A 16,468-nucleotide genomic window follows, 5' to 3' on the forward strand; every position below is an offset into this window, starting at 1 on the left:
GCGGTGAGCGGCCGCGCCGCGAGATGCGGGTGACGCCGTTGATCGCCGCCGCCGCCGTGGGCGCCGGCGGGACAGCCGCGCTCTTCGTGTTGATCGGACTGGGCGCGTCCAAGGCGCCGGCCCCCCCGACCGTTGCAGCGGGTCCTTCCGTTCCGGCGGGCAAGCTGGTGATAGAGGCCGCGCCGCCCGCGTCACTGCCGATCTCCGACGCCACGCCGCCACCGGCTCCGGTCAGAAGGCTCGCGGCGTCGAGGCGGGCGGCCGACGCCGCGCCTCCGCTATCCCCGGCGGCCGCCGCGCCGGCTGAATCCGCTGAAGCTTCGCCCGCGCCGGTCGACCTCCCGCCGCCGGCCACGGCCATTGCGCCTTCGCCTCAGCCCGCGGCGCCGCCACCGGCCGCGCCCTACGTCCGTCCCCTCGCGCCCGGCGCCGAAACGCCGATCGGCAGCCACGTTCCTGACCCAAGCTGAACTGCCGGGTTCAGCCGAGGTTCACGCCCGCTGGACAGGATGTCGCGGTGGGGGCCGACAACGGAGGATTGGATGAGACACCTGCTTTACGCCGCCGCGGCGCTGGCCGCCGTGGCCGCGCCGATGGCCGCCTCGGCCCAGCCGGGCGATCGTCACGACGACCGGCGGGAACAGAACGACGACCGCCGCGACCAGCGCCACGACCGCCGCGAGTTCGATCGCGACCGGCGCGAGGGCGACCGCGACCGCGGCGGGCTGCGCTATGACCGCGGCCGCGCCGAGAGCTGGCGGGGCCGGACCGAATGGCGCGACTTCCGCGGCGTGCGTCCAGGCTACTGGTACGCGCCGGGCTACGGCTACCGGCATCTGGGACACTACGCCTGGCGCCGCGGCGCCTATGTGCCCCCGCCCTACCGCAGCTACTATGTGCAGGACTGGGCCTACTACGGCCTGCGCCCGCCGCCGCCCGGCTACCGCTGGATCTACGCCGACGGCAACTTCGTGCTGATGGCGCTGGCCAGCGGCCTGATCGCCGACGTCCTGGTCCACGGGTACTAGGAAGCAACGCGGACTCCTCCCCTCCCCCTTGCGGGGAGGGGTCGGGGTGGGGGTGCGAGCTGTGTGTCTGAGCTCCTGCCCCTAGAGCGCCCAGCCGACACCCCCACACCCAACCCTCTCCCCGCCGCAAGGGGGAGAGGGCTTTTCGCGCCTTCCCACCGCCGCCTCGGAAGCTAAGGTGGCGGCAGTTCGGGAGGGATTCATGCGTCGGCTTTCACTTGCCCTAATGGGCCTCGCGCTCGCCTGCGCCCTTCCCGCGATGGCCCAGACGGCGACGGCCGCCAAGGCCCCCGCTGCGCCGCCCGCCGCCCCGGTCCGCACCCTGCTTTCGGTCAGTGAGGTGATGCGGCACATCGTCAATCCGGCGGCGGAGACCTACTGGGCGCACACCGGGGTGATCGACGACGAGAAGGGCTCGAATGACCGCACGCCCACGACCCAGGCGGGATGGGACCTGACGATCAACGCCGCCGCGCAGGTGGCGGAGGCCGGCAACCTGCTGATGATGGACGGCCGGGCTCGCGACCCGGGCGGCCCCTGGATGAAGTACGCCCGGGCGCTCAATGCGGCAGGCATCTCCGGCATGGCGGCGGCGAGCGCCAAGGACCACGACAAGACCTTCGAGGTCGGCGGGGACATCTACGACGCCTGCTTCAACTGCCACGCCAAATACATCCAGCGGCCGAAGAATTCGCTCTACAAGCAGGGTGTCGAAGGCGCCGTTCCGCCCAAGTAGCGGCGGCGCTTGAACCGCGCCGCCAAACGCCTAGTCTAGGCGCTTCCGGGCCTACGCGGGCGCCCGGGCTGAAGACGGTCCGCCGTCCAAGACCCGCTCCTTTCGATCCGGCGCCTGCGCCGGGCAGGAGCGTGGCATGGCTGAAGCCAGATCCCACAAGGTCGCCCCCTATAGGGTCGCCATCGTCTGGCGCGGGGACCGCCAGGCGCGGAACGAGGCGCGGGCCGAAACCAGTCGCCTGAAGGCGGTGTTCGAGGCCCTGGCCCGCCAGGGGATCGCGGCGGAGCCGGCGGTCTGGTCGGAAGACCTCACCGAGGAGGTGCGCGCCCAGCTGGCGGGCATGGACGGCGTGCTGGTCTGGGTGGACCCGATCTCCACGGCCACCGGCGAGCGCCGCGGGGTCCTGGACGACCTGCTGCGCGACGTGTCCCGCGCCGGCGTCCTGGTCAGCACCCATCCCGACGTCGCCGACAAGATGGGGGTCAAGGCCGTGCTCTACCGGACCCGAGAACTGGGCTGGGGATCGGACACCTACTTCTACGAGACCTACGAGGCCTTCGCGGCGGCGTTTCCGGACCGGCTGACGTCCGGGCCGCGGGTGCTGAAGCAGAACCGCGGCAACGGCGGCATCGGGGTCTGGAAGGTCGAGCAGCTGACGGGGACCGATGTCCGGGTGCAGGAGGCCAAGGGCGGCAGTGAGCGCCGCACGCTGCCGCTGAACGCCTTCCTGGCCGAGCGCGCGGCCGATCTCGCGGATGGTGGCAGCCTGGTCGACCAGGCGTTCCAGGCGCGGCACCTGGAGGGCATGGTCCGCTGCTACATGTCGGGCGAGCGGGTGGCGGGGTTCGGCCACCAGCTGGTGCGGGCGCTGGCGGCGCCCAAGGACGGGCCGGCGGGGCCGAGGCTTTACTCCGGGCCGGACGACCCGCGGTTCCAGCGCCTGCGGGCGCTGATGGAGCGCGAGTGGACGCCAGGTCTGGCCCGGCTCCTCGACATCCCCCCGGACGCCCTCCCCGTGATCTGGGACGCCGACTTCCTGCTGGGTCCCAGGACGCCGCAGGGAGATGACAGCTACGTACTTTGCGAGATCAATGTCAGCTCAGTGTTTCCGATTCCGGACGAAGCGCCGGACGCGCTGGCCAAGACTACCCTACGACGGCTTGCAGCTGCCCGGGCGCGGCGACAGGTCGACGTCTGAATGCGCCCAAACGGAGGAATCCATGACTGAATCTGTTCTCGACCGCCGCATGCTGCTGGGAGGCGCGGCGCTCGTCGGAGCGGCCGCGGCCGCAGCGGCGAGCGCACAGCCGGCCGCCCCGCCCGCCGCACCGCCCTCCACGCCGCCCTCCACTGGGGGATTCACGCCGCAGCCCCTGCCGTTCGATCCGAAGGCGGTGCCGGGGCTCTCGGAGAAGCTGCTCGTCAGTCACCACGACAACAACTACGTGGGCGCGGTGAAGCGGCTGGGGGCGATCCGGGCGGCGTTCGGCAAGCTCGACCCGGCGACGGCGCCGGTGTTCGAGATCAACGGGCTGAAGCGCGAGGAGCTGATCGCCTGGAACTCGATGGTCCTGCACGAGATCTATTTCGCGGGCCTCACCCCGCCGGTCGCGCCGAGCGCCGGGCTGGCCCAGGCGGTCGAGCGCGACTTCGGCAGCCACGACCGCTGGGCGGCGGAGTTCTCCGGCATGGGCAAGGCGCTGGGCGGCGGCTCCGGCTGGGTGATCCTGACCTATAGCCGCCACGACGGCCGGCTGGTGAACACCTGGGCGTCGGACCACACCCAGACCATGGCCAACGGCGCGCCCCTGCTGGTGCTCGACATGTACGAGCACGCCTATCAGATGGACTACGGCGCCAAGGCCGGCGACTACGTGAACGCCGTCATGAAGGTGCTGTCCTGGCGCCACGCCAACGAGGCGTTCCGGCGGGCCACGGTCGCCTAAGTCGGCGGCCAGGTCAGGGCGCAGGGCGGAAAATCAGGATGGCGGCGTCGCGATTCCCACCCGCCGCTCGAGCCGCAACGAACAGCCGGTCAAGCTGGGGCGCGAAAAGCCCTGTCCGGGCCCCGTTGCGGCTCGGGATGCGCGCGAGCCGCGCGTAGCTCCTTCCCGCCGCCTCGAACAGGTCCACCGCGCCGCTCCCGCAGATGACGTAGATGCGTCTGCGCTTGTGATCGAAGAACACGTCGTCGGCGTCTGCGCATGTCGCCGCGGTTTGACGGCGCGCGCCGGTGGCGACGTCGAGGATCGCGAGCGTGGGGGGAAGCCGGTAGACAACCGCAATGAGAGCCGCTTGCGGGTCAAGCGCCAGGGAATAGTTGGAATTCAGCCAGCCGTTTGACCAAGCCGCGAGCTGCCGACCGGTCGTGACGTCCAGCAAGTGGATGCTGCGGGCGCCGGGCACATTTACGTAGGCCCGGCCGCCTTCAAGTTGGAAGCCTTCGGGATGCGCCGGAAGCGCCGCCTTGACGATTACCTTGCGGGTCGTCGGATCGATGACAGCAAGTGCGCCGGAACCGAAGCCGACGACGACGTGGCCTGTCTCGGCATCGACGCGGACGTTGTCGGCATCCCCGCCAAGTCCGATCGATCCAATGGGCGCCAGATCCGCCGCGCGGAAGAACCGCACGGAGCCATCCCCGCCGCTGGCCACCACCAATTCGTCTTGAGCCGGCAGGTACGCCAATCCCTGCGGCTCATGCAGTCCCGCGATGCGTCCAAGGACTGCGCCGCTCTTCAGGTCCACGGCCTCAACCGAGCCGTTGCCGAGCTCGGCCACGAACAGCCTGCCGTGCGCGGCATCAACGGCGAGATGATCGATCCGGCCGGCGACATCCTTGAGGACGATGGTCCGTTCGAGCACGAGGGCCGGCGTCTGCCCGTAAGCCGAAGACGCGCCGCATCCGCAGAGGGCAGTCAGCAGGGCTGCTGCCACGATCCGCCCGAAGCCCGCAGGCAGCCTGGTCACTCCGAACACCCGCGCCTCCTGACCTATCGTCCGCCCGGCGTCGCGCCGGTCACGAAGTAATACAGCACCCCCACCGCCGAGCAGGCCAACAGCAGGGGGATCACGCCGACTTTGAAGCGAAACGCCGCCACGGCCGCGGCCAGCGACAGCAGCAGGCTCGGCAGGTTCACCGACGCCAGGACAGGGACGCCAAGCGTCACCGGCCCATAGTGAGCGTCCTGCACCTGCCGGAAGACCACGTGAAGCGCGAACCAGATCGCCAGGTTGAGGATCACGCCGACTACCGCGGCTGTGATCGCGGCGAGCGCGGCATTGAGCGCCTTCGCGCCGCGCAGCGCCTCGACGAATGGCGCGCCCAGGAAGATCCAGAGGAAGCAGGGGGTGAAAGTGACCCAGGTGGTCAGCACGCCGCCCAAGACGCCGGCCAGCAGGGGGCTCAGGCCATGGGCGCCACGGAACGCGCCCATGAAGCCCACGAACTGGGTGACGATGATCAGGGGCCCCGGCGTGGTTTCCGCCATGCCCAGTCCGTCGAGCATCTCGCCGGGTTTCAGCCAGTGATAGGTCCGCACCGCCTCCTGCGCCACATAGGCCAGCACCGCATAGGCGCCGCCGAAGGTGACCACCGCCATCTTCGAGAAGAACACCGCGATCTGCGTGAAGACGTTGTCCCAACCGAGCCCGAAACCAAGCGCCAGCACGGGCGCCGCCCAGAGCGCGAGGACCACGCCGCTTACGGTCAGCGCCCAGCGCAGGTTGGGCCGCGCATGGTCCGGGGTCGCCTCGCCCAGCAGCGTCTCGGCGTCCGGCACATCGGCCCCGGCCCTGCCGGCACGGCCGCCGCCGTTCTGGAACGCCGACAGTCCGGCGCGGCTTCCAACGTAGCCGACCAGCGCAGCGGTCAGGATGATCAGCGGGAACGGCACGTTGAAGGCGTAGATGCCGACGAACGCGGCGGCCGCGAGGCCCACCATGACCGGGTTCCGCAACGAACGTTGCCCGACGCGTATCACCGCCTGGAGGACGACCACCAGCACGGCGGCCTTCAGGCCGAAGAAAAGGGCGCTCACCGGCCCGACGTCGCCGAACAGAGCATAGAGGATGCTCAGGCCCATGATGGCGAGGAAGCCGGGAAACACGAACAGCGCGCCCGCCATGAGCCCGCCCGCCGTGCGGTTCATCAGCCAGCCGATGTAGATGGCGAGCTGCTGCGCCTCGGGGCCGGGAAGCAGCATGCAGTAGTTGAGGGCATGCAGGAACCTCCGCTCCCCCAGCCAGCGCTTCTCCTCGACCAGGATGCGATGCATCACCGCGATCTGTCCGGCGGGCCCGCCGAAGCTCAGGGCCGCGATCCGCGCCCAGGTCCTCATCGCTTCACCGAATGGTACGGCGTCACTCCGGCTCGGCGTCCCGCTCATCGCGCAGCGCCTGCGCACGAAGGCGGCAACAGCGGTGCGAGGGCGGATCGCCGTTGGAGAAAGTTCAGGACAGCGGGGGTGGTCTTCGACGCCATGCGCGGTCTCCATGCGGAGAGGCGCGGTGGTTGGGCCGAAGCCTGACCGGGACACCGCTTCATCCCGATGTCCCACAGCTAGGGCGCCCCCCGGCCCAATGCAACGGGCGCGGCTACTTCCCCCAGGTGGCGAAGAGGCCGACGGCGGCGGCGGCCATGACGGCGGTGGACAGCCAGCCGACGGCCTTCAGGCCGCGGCTCAGCCTGAACTCGCCCATGGCCGCGCGATGGCTGGAGAGGTGCATCATCAGCGCCATCACCGGCACGGCCACCACGCCGTTGATCACCGCGCTCCAGAACAGCGCCTTGATCGGGTCGAGGGAGGTGTTGTTGAGCAAGACGCCCAGCAGGGTCGCCACCGCGATGGTCGCGTAGAAAGCCTTGGCTCGGCTGAGCTTCCGCGACAGCCCCACGTGCCAGCCGAAGGTCTCGCCCAGCGCATAGGCCGCCGAGCCCGCGAGGACAGGGATCGCCAGGAAGCCGGTGCCGATGATCCCGACGGCGAAGATCGTGAACGCCAGCTTGCCGGCGATGGGACGCAAGGCCTCGGCGGCCTGGGCCGAGGTCTGGATGTTCGTGACGCCGTGGGCGTGCAAGGTGGCGGCGGTGGTCAGGATGATGAACAGGGCCACAGCGTTGGAAAAGCCCATGCCGACCCAGGTGTCGATGCGGATGCGCCGCATTTCCTCGGGCGCCTGCTCGGGCGCGCGCTCGAGGGGTTTGGCGTCGGGGCGCTCCTTGATCTCCTCGACCTCTTCCTCCGCCTGCCAGAAGAAGAGATAGGGGCTGATGGTGGTGCCGAGGATGGCGACGACGACCGTCATGTAAGCCGGGGTGAGGCTGATCTGCGGGATCACCAAGCTTTTTGCGACCTCGCCCCAGGGCATCTTCACCACGAACACCACGCCCACGTAGGCGAACAGGGAGAGCGTCAGCCACTTCAGGATCGAGACGTAGCGCGAGTAGCGGGAGAACACTTCCAGCAGCACGGTGACGAGGCCGAACAGCGCCACGTAGACCAGCTGCGGGCCGCCGATCAGCAGCTTCAGGGCCGCGCCCATGGCGCCCAGGTCTGCGCCCAGGTTGATGACGTTGGCGACCAGCAGCAGCAGCACGATCGAATAGACCACCGGCGCCGGATAGTGCTTCTTCAGGTTGCCGGCGATGCCGCGGCCGGTGACCCGGCCGATGCGGGCGCTGATCTCCTGGATGGCGCACATCAAGGGCCAGCTGAACAGCATCACCCAGGTCAGGCCGAAGCCGAACTGGGCGCCGGCCTGGGAATAGGTGGCGATACCGCTGGGGTCGTCGTCCGACGCGCCGGTGATCAGGCCGGGGCCCAGCACCTGCAGCAGCGGCGGCCGCTCCGGCTGCTTGACGTCCTCGTGCGGATTGGGAGCCGCGGGGTCGTTCATGGAAATCCTAGCCCCTGAATTTCCGAGCGTAACGCCGCCGGGCGCTCAAGGCTCCGCTTTATTGCGGGCGGCGGAGATCAGGGTTTGACGGTGAAGGCGAAGGCGCCGTCGGTGGCGTGGCCGTCGGCGGTCTTCATCTTCCAGGAGACCTTGTAGGCGCCGGGCGCGGGGGCCGTGGCGAAGAGCACGTGGACGACGCGCTTGTCCTTGGCGTCGAGCGTGAGCTTGCCGGTCGCGACCGCGGCGCCGCCGGGCCCTGCGACGGTGACGCTGGAGTCGGCGGGCACGATGGTCTCGCTGTACTGCAAACGCAGCTCTTTGGGCGCGGCGACCGTGGCGCCGGCCTTGGGCGCGCCCGCGATCAGGCGGGCGTGGGCGGCGGCCGGGCCGGCGAGCGCGAGGGCGGCGACGGCGGCCGCGACGACGAGAGTGTTGCGCATGGGGTTTCCTCTTTGACGGCAGCTTGGCCGATCGGTGTGGCTGTTAAAAGTCGTAGGTGATCTTGGCCGCCGCCGAGATCGGCTCCAAGGGATGGACCTGGAAGTCGGCGACCCCCTCCGCCGGCTCGCCGGGCAGGCGCGCGGCGTAGAAATAGGCGGCGGCATTGGCTTTGGTGTTGGTCAGGTTGAAGATGGTGAGCTGCGCCTTCACGTGGGCGCTGAATTTATAGCCGACGTCGAGGTTGATCTCGCTGTAGCCTTTGTCCTGCGGGAACTCGTCGCCGTCGCTGATCGGGTATTTGCCGAGGTAGCGCCACTGCAGCCCGCCGAACCAGGGGCCAAGGTTGTCCACCAGGATTCCGAATGAGCCGATGAAGCTCGGCGCATCGGCGATGAACGGCCCGCTGAGGCCGAAGTTGGCCAGCGTGGCGGCGTCAGCGCGGTAGCGGGCCTTGGAGAAGGCGAGGTCGGCGTTCAGCTCCATCCAGCGGAAGGGGCGGTATTCGGCGGAGATCTCGACGCCCTGGCGGCGGCTGGGGGCGCTGGCCTCGTCCTGGCCGGCGTCGGCGTTGTAGGCGAGCTCCGATTGGAAATCCTCCTGGAACACCGCGACCTGGACCGAGAGCCTCGGGATGATGTTGGTGCGCAGTCCGACCTCCTCGCCCGTCGCCGGCGCCAGGAACGGCGTCTTGCCGGCAAGGCCCGGAACGCCCTCCAGCGGCACGGTGCCGAACACGCCGCGCACGTCGTCGGAATGGAAGCCGCGGCCGGCGCTGAGGTAGAGCTCTGTCTGGAAGAACGGGCCCAGCACGATGGAGCCCTTGGGCTGCGCGAGGCTCTGGTGGCCCGAGCCTGAGAAGCCGGAGATCAGGCTGTGATCGCTGGCCTGATAGTACTCCTCGCGCAGGCCCACGACGGTGCGAAGCCACGGCGTCCAGTGCGTGGTGTCTTCCACATAGGCCCCGAGGTCGAGCAGGCGGACGCGATCGGCGGCGCAGGCGCCGCTCACCGCCGCGACAGGCGTGGCGGGTCCGTCGGGCTGCTGGACCTCGCAATAGTCCAGCACCTGGCGCGCCTTGGTGTGGCGGCGGTCGAGATAGGCCCGGTCGCGGCGCGCCTGCAGGCCGACCACCAGCTGGTTGTCGATGGCTCCGAACCGATGATCGAGCGCCAGGGACAGCTGGCCGCCAAAGGTGTCGCGGGTCTCGTTCTGGGCCTCCTGGTCGCCGTTCACCGGATCGTCCAGGAAGTGGGTGAAGTCGTTCCAGAGCGTCATGCGGCTGTGGATGTAGTAGCCGCTGGACGAGAGCTTCCAGCCCTCCCCGGTCGCGCCGTAGCGGCCCGAAAGGCTGATCCGCTCCGAGCTCGAACCGTCGGTGGGATCGAGCGTGCCGAAGCGGTCGATCAGGCCTTCCTGGATCGCGCGGAGCGGCTGGTCGGTCGTGAAATTCCCGTCGCCCTTGTAGTACATCAAGGTGGCGCTGTAGCCGTCCGCGGTGTCGCCATGGCTGTAGCGAAGCTCGCCCGCGAATTTGCGGAAATTGTCCGGGTGGTCGAAGGGCCCGTCCACGTGGCCGTAGTAGAGCCCGCCCACGATCCGGTCGTCATAGCCGAAGTGGTGCGTGCCGCCGGCGAACATGTTGTAGATGCCGAAACTGCCGCCCGCGACGGCGAGCTGGTTGGGGACCTCGTTGGCCAGCTTCAGGTGGGTGGACGCCACCGCTCCGAAATCGCCGATCGCGGCGTAGTAGGGCCCCTTGGTGTAGTCCAGCCCTTGGGCCAGTTCCGGGATCTCGAAGTTGACGTCGGAATAGCCCTGGCCGTGGGTGTTGGTCGGGCGGTTGACCGGCATGTCATCGACGAAGTTGGCGATGTCGGTGCCGTGGTCGAGGTTGAAGCCGCGCACCAGGTACTGGTTGGCCTTGCCCTCGCCGGAGTGGGCGGTGACCACCAGGCCCGGCGTGCTCTCGAGCAGCTGGCCCACGCGATAGACCGGGCGGAGCGATAGCTCCTGCTGGGTCACCGAACCCTGGCTTGCGGTCGTGGCGACGCCCAGCAGGTCCTGGCGAGAGGCGGTGACCACCACCTCGCTGACGGCGGGCGGTGGCGCGGCGGCCTCGTCCGCGGCGCGGGCGGCCGGCACGCCCAGCGCCAGAGCTGAGCCGCAGGCAAGCAGCAGGGTTCGCGCCGCGGCGCGGCGTTGCTTCGGGTCCATCGGGAGGCGTGCGCCTACTTCGGTTGGTAGGATTTCTGCTTGGCCGCGACGTCCGCGGGCCAATCGGGCAGCGGGTCGCCCTTGGCCGGGCCATTGGCCTTGATGCCGGGGTCGATCACGTACTCCTTGTGGCAAGCCGTGCAGATCTCATAGAGCTTGGCGCCCTCCGTATAGACGCCGGCCTTGTCGTGCTTCCCGGCGGCGGCCTTGGCCAGCACCGCCTCCGCGGAAAGCTGCTGGGCGAACCTGTACCAGTCGGCTTCCGGCGCCCGGGCGCGGCCCGGCAGCTGCAGGGCGTTGCCCGCCTCGATCAGCACGGCGGCGGCGGTCTCCATCGCCTCCCAGCCTGCTTCGGTGGTGGGGGCGAGCTCCTTTGTCCCCTTGGCCGTCTCCTCGGTGCCGGACCCCTTCCAGTAGGCGAAGGACGCTGGGTCGACCACGTGGCCCATGAACTCCGGCATCGGCAAGGCGTCGGTGTTGAACTTGGGCGTCGGGCCGGCGGGCGCTGCGGGCTTCTGCGGAGAGCAGGCGAGCAGAAGCGAGATGGGCAGCGCGGCGCAGGCCGCGAAGGTGACAAGGCGCTTCAAGATCGATTCCCCCGGCATTCCAATTGTTCGAAGCCATACTTTGCCAAGCGCGGCCGTGTCCGGTTAAATACGGTTCCGGGGGGTTACAGGAGGTTACAAGTCGGGTGTCCGAGGTCGGCGGCAATGGGAACGACCCGATCGCGGAGCTGGCGGAGCGCCTGCGCGCGCGCCAGGCGCTGGGCCGTTCCGAAGGGCTGAACCGGCTGTTCGACTACCTAGTGGAGAGCGCCCTGGCCGGGACGCGGCCCAAGGAGTTCGAGGTGGCCGTCGCGGTGTTCGGGCGCGGCGCCTCCTTCGACGGCTCGCAAGACGCCTCCGTGCGGGTGGCGGTGCACCGCCTGCGCCGCAAGCTCGACGAGTTCTATTCCGGCCCCGGAGCCGACGAGCCCGTGCGGCTTGCGATCCCCAAGGGCGAGTACCGGATGGTCGCCGAGCCCAGGCCGGCCGAACCCGCGGTCGCGGCGGCGGCGCGCCCGTGGCGTAGGTACGCCGCCGCGGGTATCGCCCTGCTGCTGGCCCTCAACCTGATCGCCTGGGCGGCCTTCTGGACCACGCACGGCGCCGACCGGGCGGTGGCGCGCGCGCAGGCCAGCGCCCCCTGGGCTGGGCTGCTGAAGGCCGAGCCGCCGACGCTGCTGGTGCTCGGCGACTACTACATCTTCGGCGAGATCGACGAGACGGCCGGCGTCAACCGGCTGGTCCGCGAATACGGCATCAACTCCCGCGAGGACCTCGACGCCTGGCTGATGGACAACCCCAAGGCCATGGGCAGCTACCGCGACCTCGACCTCTACTACCTGCCGGTGGGGGCGGCCTTCGCCCTGCGCAGCATCGTGCCGGTCCTGACCCGGGGCGCAGCGCACGGCGAGGCGCTGCACGTGGTGATGGCCTCGGACCTGACCCCGGAGATGCTCAAGCGCAACAACATCGTCTACCTGGGCTATCTCAGCGGCCTTGGCGTGCTGCGTGCGCCGGTGTTCGCGGCCTCCCGGTTCTCGATCGGCGAAACCTATGACGAGCTGATCGACGGGGTGACCCACAAGTCCTACCTCAGCCAGGAAGGCGGCCCGAGCCAGGGCGGCGCAACCCGCCGCGACTACGGCTACGTCACCGCCTTCAAAGGCCCCGCCGGCAACCGCATCGTGGTGATCGCCGGCGACCGCGACACCGGCCTGATGCAGGCCGCCGAGGCGCTGGCCAATCCCGACGCCCTGAAGGCGCTCGCCAGGGCCGCTGGCTCCGCCGACGGCTTCGAGGCGCTCTACGAGGCGCAGGGCATCGGCCGGGCCAGCCTGGGCGGCCGGCTGATCCTGGCTTCGCCCCGCCGCCGCGTGAACCCCTGGACCTCGCAGACCGACCAGAGCTTCCCGGTCGGCTGAGATCCGCCACCTAAGCGTGCACCTTTTTGCAAGGCCTGCGCCCTAGGTTGAGGCCGCAAACTCACCAGCACGCCGAGCATGTCTTCCGGATCTTCCGACAGCCCGTCCGACCGCGTTGCCGCGGACCCGCAACCCGGGGCCGGGCTCAGGCTGCCGGTCGACCCCCGCGTCGCTGCGGCGGCGCTGGTGCTCGTCGGCCTGGAAATACGCCTGGCCATGTGGTCGTACGCGACGGCCGACGTGGGCCGATATCTGTGGCCCTGGTACGCCTTCGCCCGCGACCACGGCTGGCGCGCGCTGGGCGTGGCCTTCACCAACTACACCCCCTTCTACGGCTACCTGCTGATCGCGGCGACCGCGTTCGACGGACACGCGCCAGCGCTCCTGCTGATCAAGGCGATCTCCTTCGTCTTCGAGTTGGCGACCGCGTTCCTCGCCTACCGCTTCGTGTTGCGCGCCACCGGGAGCCGCAACCGCGCCAGCGTGGCGCTGGTCGCCTGCTGGCTGGCGCCGGCGGTGCTCTACAACGGCGCCCTGTGGGGCCAGGCGGACTCCATCTGGACCTTCTTCATCGTGCTGGCGGTCTATCTGTTCTCGACCGCGCGCAACGGCGTCATGCCTTTCGGCGTGGCGTTCGCCGTCAAGGCCCAGGGCGTCTTCCTGGGACCCTTCGCTCTGGGCATGATCGTGCGCCAGCGCCGGACGGTGCTCTGGCTGGGCGCCGTGCCGCTGATCTACCTGGCGATCGCGGCGCCGACGCTGCTGGCCGGGCGGCCGTTGATGGACGTGCTCGGCGTCTACCTCGACCAGGCCAACACCTTCCACGCACTATCGAAGCATGCGGCCAGCCTGTGGGCCTTGACGCCGAGCGTCCCCTACACGGCCGGCGTGGCGATCGGACTGGCCCTGGCCGCCGCCGCCGGCCTCGCAATCACCGTCCTGATCGCCCGCGCCAAGCGCACCGACGTCGAATTCAATACCCTGGCCGCCTGCCTGTCGCTGCTGGCCATGCCGTTCCTGCTGCCGAAGATGCACGACCGTTATTTCTACGCCTTCGAAGTGCTGTCGATCATCCTCGCCTGCCAGAACAGGCGCTACCTCATGGTCGCGATGGCCGCGCAAGTCAGCGCGGTGCTCAGCTACCTCGCCTTCGACCACGGCATTCAGGGCGGCGTGCTCGTCGCGGCGGTTCAAAACCTGATTGTCGGCGGGTTCCTACTGCGGTCCTTCCTGCAGCCCAGCCTGGCGTCGCAACCCCGGCCGGGCGAGGTGTGGGGCTATGTGCTGCTGAGCGCCGCGATGGCCTGGCTGCTGCCGTTCTGCCGGGAGCCACAGCCAAATCCGGTGGCCGAGCGGGCGTTCCTGGGCGTGTCCGTCCTGCTCCTCAGCCATCTCGGACTTGCGTTGTTCCGGCTGGCGCCGGTCCGCGGACGCGGGAGATCGCTCGGGCCCGCCACATCTATCGCCGCCCCGGAAACTCGTTGACCGCTCAGAAGCGGACATCTCTGGCGACCATCACCAAGTGACCTGCGGCCGGCGGAAGCCCATGGCCGCCCATGAGGAAAGAAGCTTCCACATGAACTTGCTTGAACGGGTCGCGTGGTTCGGCAAGTCGTTGTGAAGCGTCACGGCGGCCGGTTTGTCCTCCGTCATGACGCGCATTTCTAGCGCCGGAATCTCCTCAGGCAGGCGATCCCGATAGAACGTCAACCAGTGCCCCTTCGTGAATTCCAGCAACATTGGGGTGTTGCAGCATGTCGCAATCATCCGTCGGGTGGGTGAATCCGGCTTCAATCGGTGTTCGCTCAACCGATCGGCGCCCGCGGCTTGGAAGACACGGTCTTTGCGATAGAGGACCAAGTCGGTCCCACCATCATCGGCAACGACGGGCAGTGAGCCAAGCGTCTGTTCGAACTCACGGCCTGCGGTCCGGCAACTGGTGCAGTAGCAGGCGACATGCATGATGGGCGCCCCTCTGATCGCGAACCCGACCTGCCCACAGCGACAGGACGCGGTCATTGGTTTGGAACTTTTGGCCATGCTTACCTCGGGGTGGAACGGCCATTATAGTACTGTACAGTACCGTACCCGAGGTCAATGGATCATCGCCCTATGATGCAAACGGAGTCACGTGACGCCGCGGCCAACGACGCCGCCGCCGAGCCGCTCGGCCGAACCGAGCGCAAACGACTTGTGATATTGGAAGCGGCATCGGATCTGTTCCTACGCCAGGGGTTTCTCGGCGCCAGCATGGACGAAGTCGCGGCGCTCGCTTCGGTCTCGAAGCAGACCCTTTACAAGCAGTTCGCGAACAAGGAGGCCCTGTTCGTTGGGGTCGTCCAGAGCATGACCGGCGAGGCGTCCAGTCGCGTCCAGGCGGCGATGATTGAGCCCGGCGATCCGGCGCAGGTGTCCGCACAGTTGCACGCCCACGCCTATCGATTGCTGGACATCGTCCTCACGCCCCGGCTGTTGCAACTACGCCGGCTGGTGATCGGTGAGGCCAGCCGATTTCCCGAACTCGGGAGATCGCTCTACGACGGAGGGCCCGGTCGTTCGATCGCGATACTCGCCGCGACCTTCGCCAGATGGGCCGAGCGTGGATTGCTGAACGTCGAAGATCCAGTGATGGCTGCGTCTCAGTTCAATTGGCTGATCATGGGAGAGCCGATCAACCAGGCAATGTTGCGCTGCGATGATCCGCTTTCGGACGCCGCGATGCGGACGGCGCACGTGGTTGGTGGTGTTCGCGTCTTTCTAGCGGCCTATGGGGCGGGATGGAGCGAAACTGACGTCTAACGGGGGGCGGAGCCGACTGCCGCCCAGCCCACGATTTGACAAGCTCGGCCGTCGGCCTATTGTATGAGTGTATGCATACACAGGCGCAAACGTTGGCCGTTCTGCGGCTCGAGGACACCGGAGTCCCGATCTATGTGCAGCTGCGCGAGCAGTTCCTGCGGGCGATGGGCGCGGGCCTGCTGAGCCCCGGCGACCAGATGCCGACCATGCGCCAGGTGGCCGTGGCGCTGAAGGTCGACCTGAACACCGTGCGCCACGCCTATGACGAGCTGGAGCGCCTGGGCGCCGTGGTGCTGGTGCGCGGGCGCGGCAGCTTCGTCGCCGAGCCGCCGCCGGCCATGGAAGGCGCGGCGCACGAGACCCAGACCGACAACCTGGCGCGCCAGACCCTGGCGGCCGCGGCGGCGCTCGGGGTCGATCCCGCAGCGCTCGCCCGACGCATCGCGGCGCTCGCCGCCGATAAGGAGAAGATCCGATGAGCATGCCTGGCTATCCGATGACCACGCCTGGCCCGCGCGCGCGGGGCGGCAACCCCACGGCGGCGCTGATCGCGGTGGTGCTGTTCGGCTTCGCCGGCCTCGCCGCCGAGGAGGGCGTGCGACAGGGCAACTACGGCTTCTTTTGGCTGACCGCGCTGCTCCTGGTGGTGGGAGCGCTGGTTCCAGCATCCCTGAAGATGGCCAACCACTGGGAGCGCGCGGTGGTGCTGCGGCTGGGCCGTCTGCAGAGCATCTCCGGCCCGGGCCTGTTCGTGATCGTGCCGGTCATCGACCAGGTGGTCTACTGGCTCGACCAGCGCATCCAGACCACCGAGTTCAACGCCGAGCAGGCGCTCTCCAAGGACACCGTGCCGGTGGACGTGGACGCGGTCGTCTTCTGGCAGATCCACGATCCCGAGCGGGCGGCGCTGGAGATCACCGACTACCGCAGCGCCATCAGCCGCGTGGCCCAGACCTCGCTGCGCGAAATGGTCGGCTCGTCCCTGCTCTCGACGCTGCTGTCGGACCGCAAGCACGGCGACGAGATGCTGCGCGAGGAGATCGGGCGCAAGACCGCCGAGTGGGGCGTGACCGCCATCTCGGTGGAGATCCGCGACATCGGCGTGCCTTCCGCCCTGCAGGACGCCATGAGCCGCGAGGCGCAGGCGCAGCGCGAGGCCGCCGCCCGGATCCACCTGGGCCAGGCCGAGCTGGCGGTGGCGCAGAAGTTCGTGGAGGCGGCCGACATCTACGCCCGCAGCCCGACCGCGCTGCAGCTGCGCGCCATGAACATCATCTACGAAACCACCAAGGAGCGCGGGGCGACCATCCTGATGCCAACGGCCATGGTCGACGCCATGAACCCGGGCGGGCTGTTGGGCCTGACCCAGGCCGCGCTGGCGGCGCA

At 69.1% G+C, this 16,468-nt stretch carries 16 protein-coding genes; 9 read left to right on the forward strand and 7 right to left on the reverse strand.

Going from position 1 to position 16,468, the window contains the following annotated elements; genetic code table 11:
* Positions 1-542 precede the first annotated feature (542 nt).
* From JWP28_RS06345 to JWP28_RS06360, 4 genes are all read left to right on the forward strand, one after another.
* Entirely contained in the window at positions 543-1,028 is a 486-nt protein-coding gene (locus JWP28_RS06345) for an RcnB family protein (protein WP_299541229.1), read from the forward strand.
* Between the two features lie 202 nt (positions 1,029-1,230).
* The gene (locus tag JWP28_RS06350; RefSeq protein ID WP_299541231.1) at positions 1,231-1,764 is read left to right on the forward strand and encodes a hypothetical protein; all 534 of its coding nucleotides are present in this window, start codon (positions 1,231-1,233) and stop codon (positions 1,762-1,764) included.
* A gap of 136 nt (positions 1,765-1,900) precedes the next feature.
* Positions 1,901-2,962, forward strand: coding sequence for a Cj0069 family protein (locus tag JWP28_RS06355; protein WP_299541233.1), 1,062 nt, complete (start codon positions 1,901-1,903; stop codon positions 2,960-2,962).
* Positions 2,963-2,984: 22 nt separating this feature from the next.
* Positions 2,985-3,710: a Fe-Mn family superoxide dismutase gene (locus JWP28_RS06360; RefSeq protein ID WP_299541235.1), complete on the forward strand. Its 726-nt coding sequence runs from the start codon at positions 2,985-2,987 to the stop codon at positions 3,708-3,710.
* Between the two features lie 13 nt (positions 3,711-3,723).
* On the opposite strand, the gene JWP28_RS06365 is transcribed toward JWP28_RS06360, so the two are convergent.
* From JWP28_RS06365 to JWP28_RS06390, 6 genes are all read right to left on the reverse strand, one after another.
* A complete protein-coding gene (locus JWP28_RS06365) occupies positions 3,724-4,734 on the reverse strand; it encodes a PQQ-binding-like beta-propeller repeat protein (RefSeq protein WP_299541237.1) in 1,011 nt (336 codons plus the stop codon).
* Between the two features lie 23 nt (positions 4,735-4,757).
* Positions 4,758-6,104, reverse strand: a complete 1,347-nt coding sequence (chrA, locus tag JWP28_RS06370) for a chromate efflux transporter (protein WP_299541239.1) — start codon at positions 6,102-6,104, stop codon at positions 4,758-4,760.
* Between the two features lie 256 nt (positions 6,105-6,360).
* On the reverse strand, positions 6,361-7,662 hold the full coding sequence (locus JWP28_RS06375) for a divalent metal cation transporter (protein WP_299541241.1): 1,302 nt from the start codon (positions 7,660-7,662) through the stop codon (positions 6,361-6,363).
* 77 nt (positions 7,663-7,739) lie between these two features.
* Positions 7,740-8,102, reverse strand: a complete 363-nt coding sequence (locus JWP28_RS06380) for a copper resistance protein CopC (RefSeq protein WP_299541243.1) — start codon at positions 8,100-8,102, stop codon at positions 7,740-7,742.
* Positions 8,103-8,145: 43 nt separating this feature from the next.
* Positions 8,146-10,317: a TonB-dependent receptor gene (locus tag JWP28_RS06385; protein ID WP_299541245.1), complete on the reverse strand. Its 2,172-nt coding sequence runs from the start codon at positions 10,315-10,317 to the stop codon at positions 8,146-8,148.
* Between the two features lie 14 nt (positions 10,318-10,331).
* Positions 10,332-10,904 (reverse strand): hypothetical protein, encoded by a 573-nt coding sequence (locus JWP28_RS06390; RefSeq protein ID WP_299541248.1) that lies wholly within the window; start codon positions 10,902-10,904, stop codon positions 10,332-10,334.
* A 104-nt stretch (positions 10,905-11,008) separates the two neighbouring features.
* Between JWP28_RS06390 and JWP28_RS06395 the strand changes: the two genes are divergently transcribed.
* Together JWP28_RS06395 and JWP28_RS06400 are read left to right on the forward strand one after the other, a co-directional pair.
* Positions 11,009-12,283, forward strand: a complete 1,275-nt coding sequence (locus JWP28_RS06395) for a hypothetical protein (protein WP_299541249.1) — start codon at positions 11,009-11,011, stop codon at positions 12,281-12,283.
* A 78-nt stretch (positions 12,284-12,361) separates the two neighbouring features.
* Positions 12,362-13,768, forward strand: coding sequence for a glycosyltransferase 87 family protein (locus JWP28_RS06400; protein WP_299541251.1), 1,407 nt, complete (start codon positions 12,362-12,364; stop codon positions 13,766-13,768).
* Between the two features lie 30 nt (positions 13,769-13,798).
* On the opposite strand, the gene JWP28_RS06405 is transcribed toward JWP28_RS06400, so the two are convergent.
* A complete protein-coding gene (locus JWP28_RS06405; RefSeq protein ID WP_366143784.1) occupies positions 13,799-14,323 on the reverse strand; it encodes a DUF6151 family protein in 525 nt (174 codons plus the stop codon).
* Between the two features lie 72 nt (positions 14,324-14,395).
* Here JWP28_RS06405 and JWP28_RS06410 point away from each other — a divergent pair, with 72 nt between their 5' ends.
* From JWP28_RS06410 to JWP28_RS06420, 3 genes are all read left to right on the forward strand, one after another.
* Positions 14,396-15,082 carry a TetR/AcrR family transcriptional regulator gene (locus tag JWP28_RS06410; RefSeq protein ID WP_299541252.1) on the forward strand — a complete coding sequence of 229 codons (687 nt, stop codon included), beginning with the start codon at positions 14,396-14,398 and terminating at the stop codon, positions 15,080-15,082.
* Between the two features lie 92 nt (positions 15,083-15,174).
* Positions 15,175-15,561: a GntR family transcriptional regulator gene (locus JWP28_RS06415; protein ID WP_299541253.1), complete on the forward strand. Its 387-nt coding sequence runs from the start codon at positions 15,175-15,177 to the stop codon at positions 15,559-15,561.
* The coding region (locus JWP28_RS06420; RefSeq protein ID WP_299541254.1) for an SPFH domain-containing protein at positions 15,558-16,468 on the forward strand (911 nt) is incomplete at its 3' end. The genes JWP28_RS06415 and JWP28_RS06420, both read left to right, overlap by 4 nt.

Source organism: Phenylobacterium sp., from assembly GCF_028290885.1.
Lineage (GTDB): Bacteria > Pseudomonadota > Alphaproteobacteria > Caulobacterales > Caulobacteraceae > Phenylobacterium.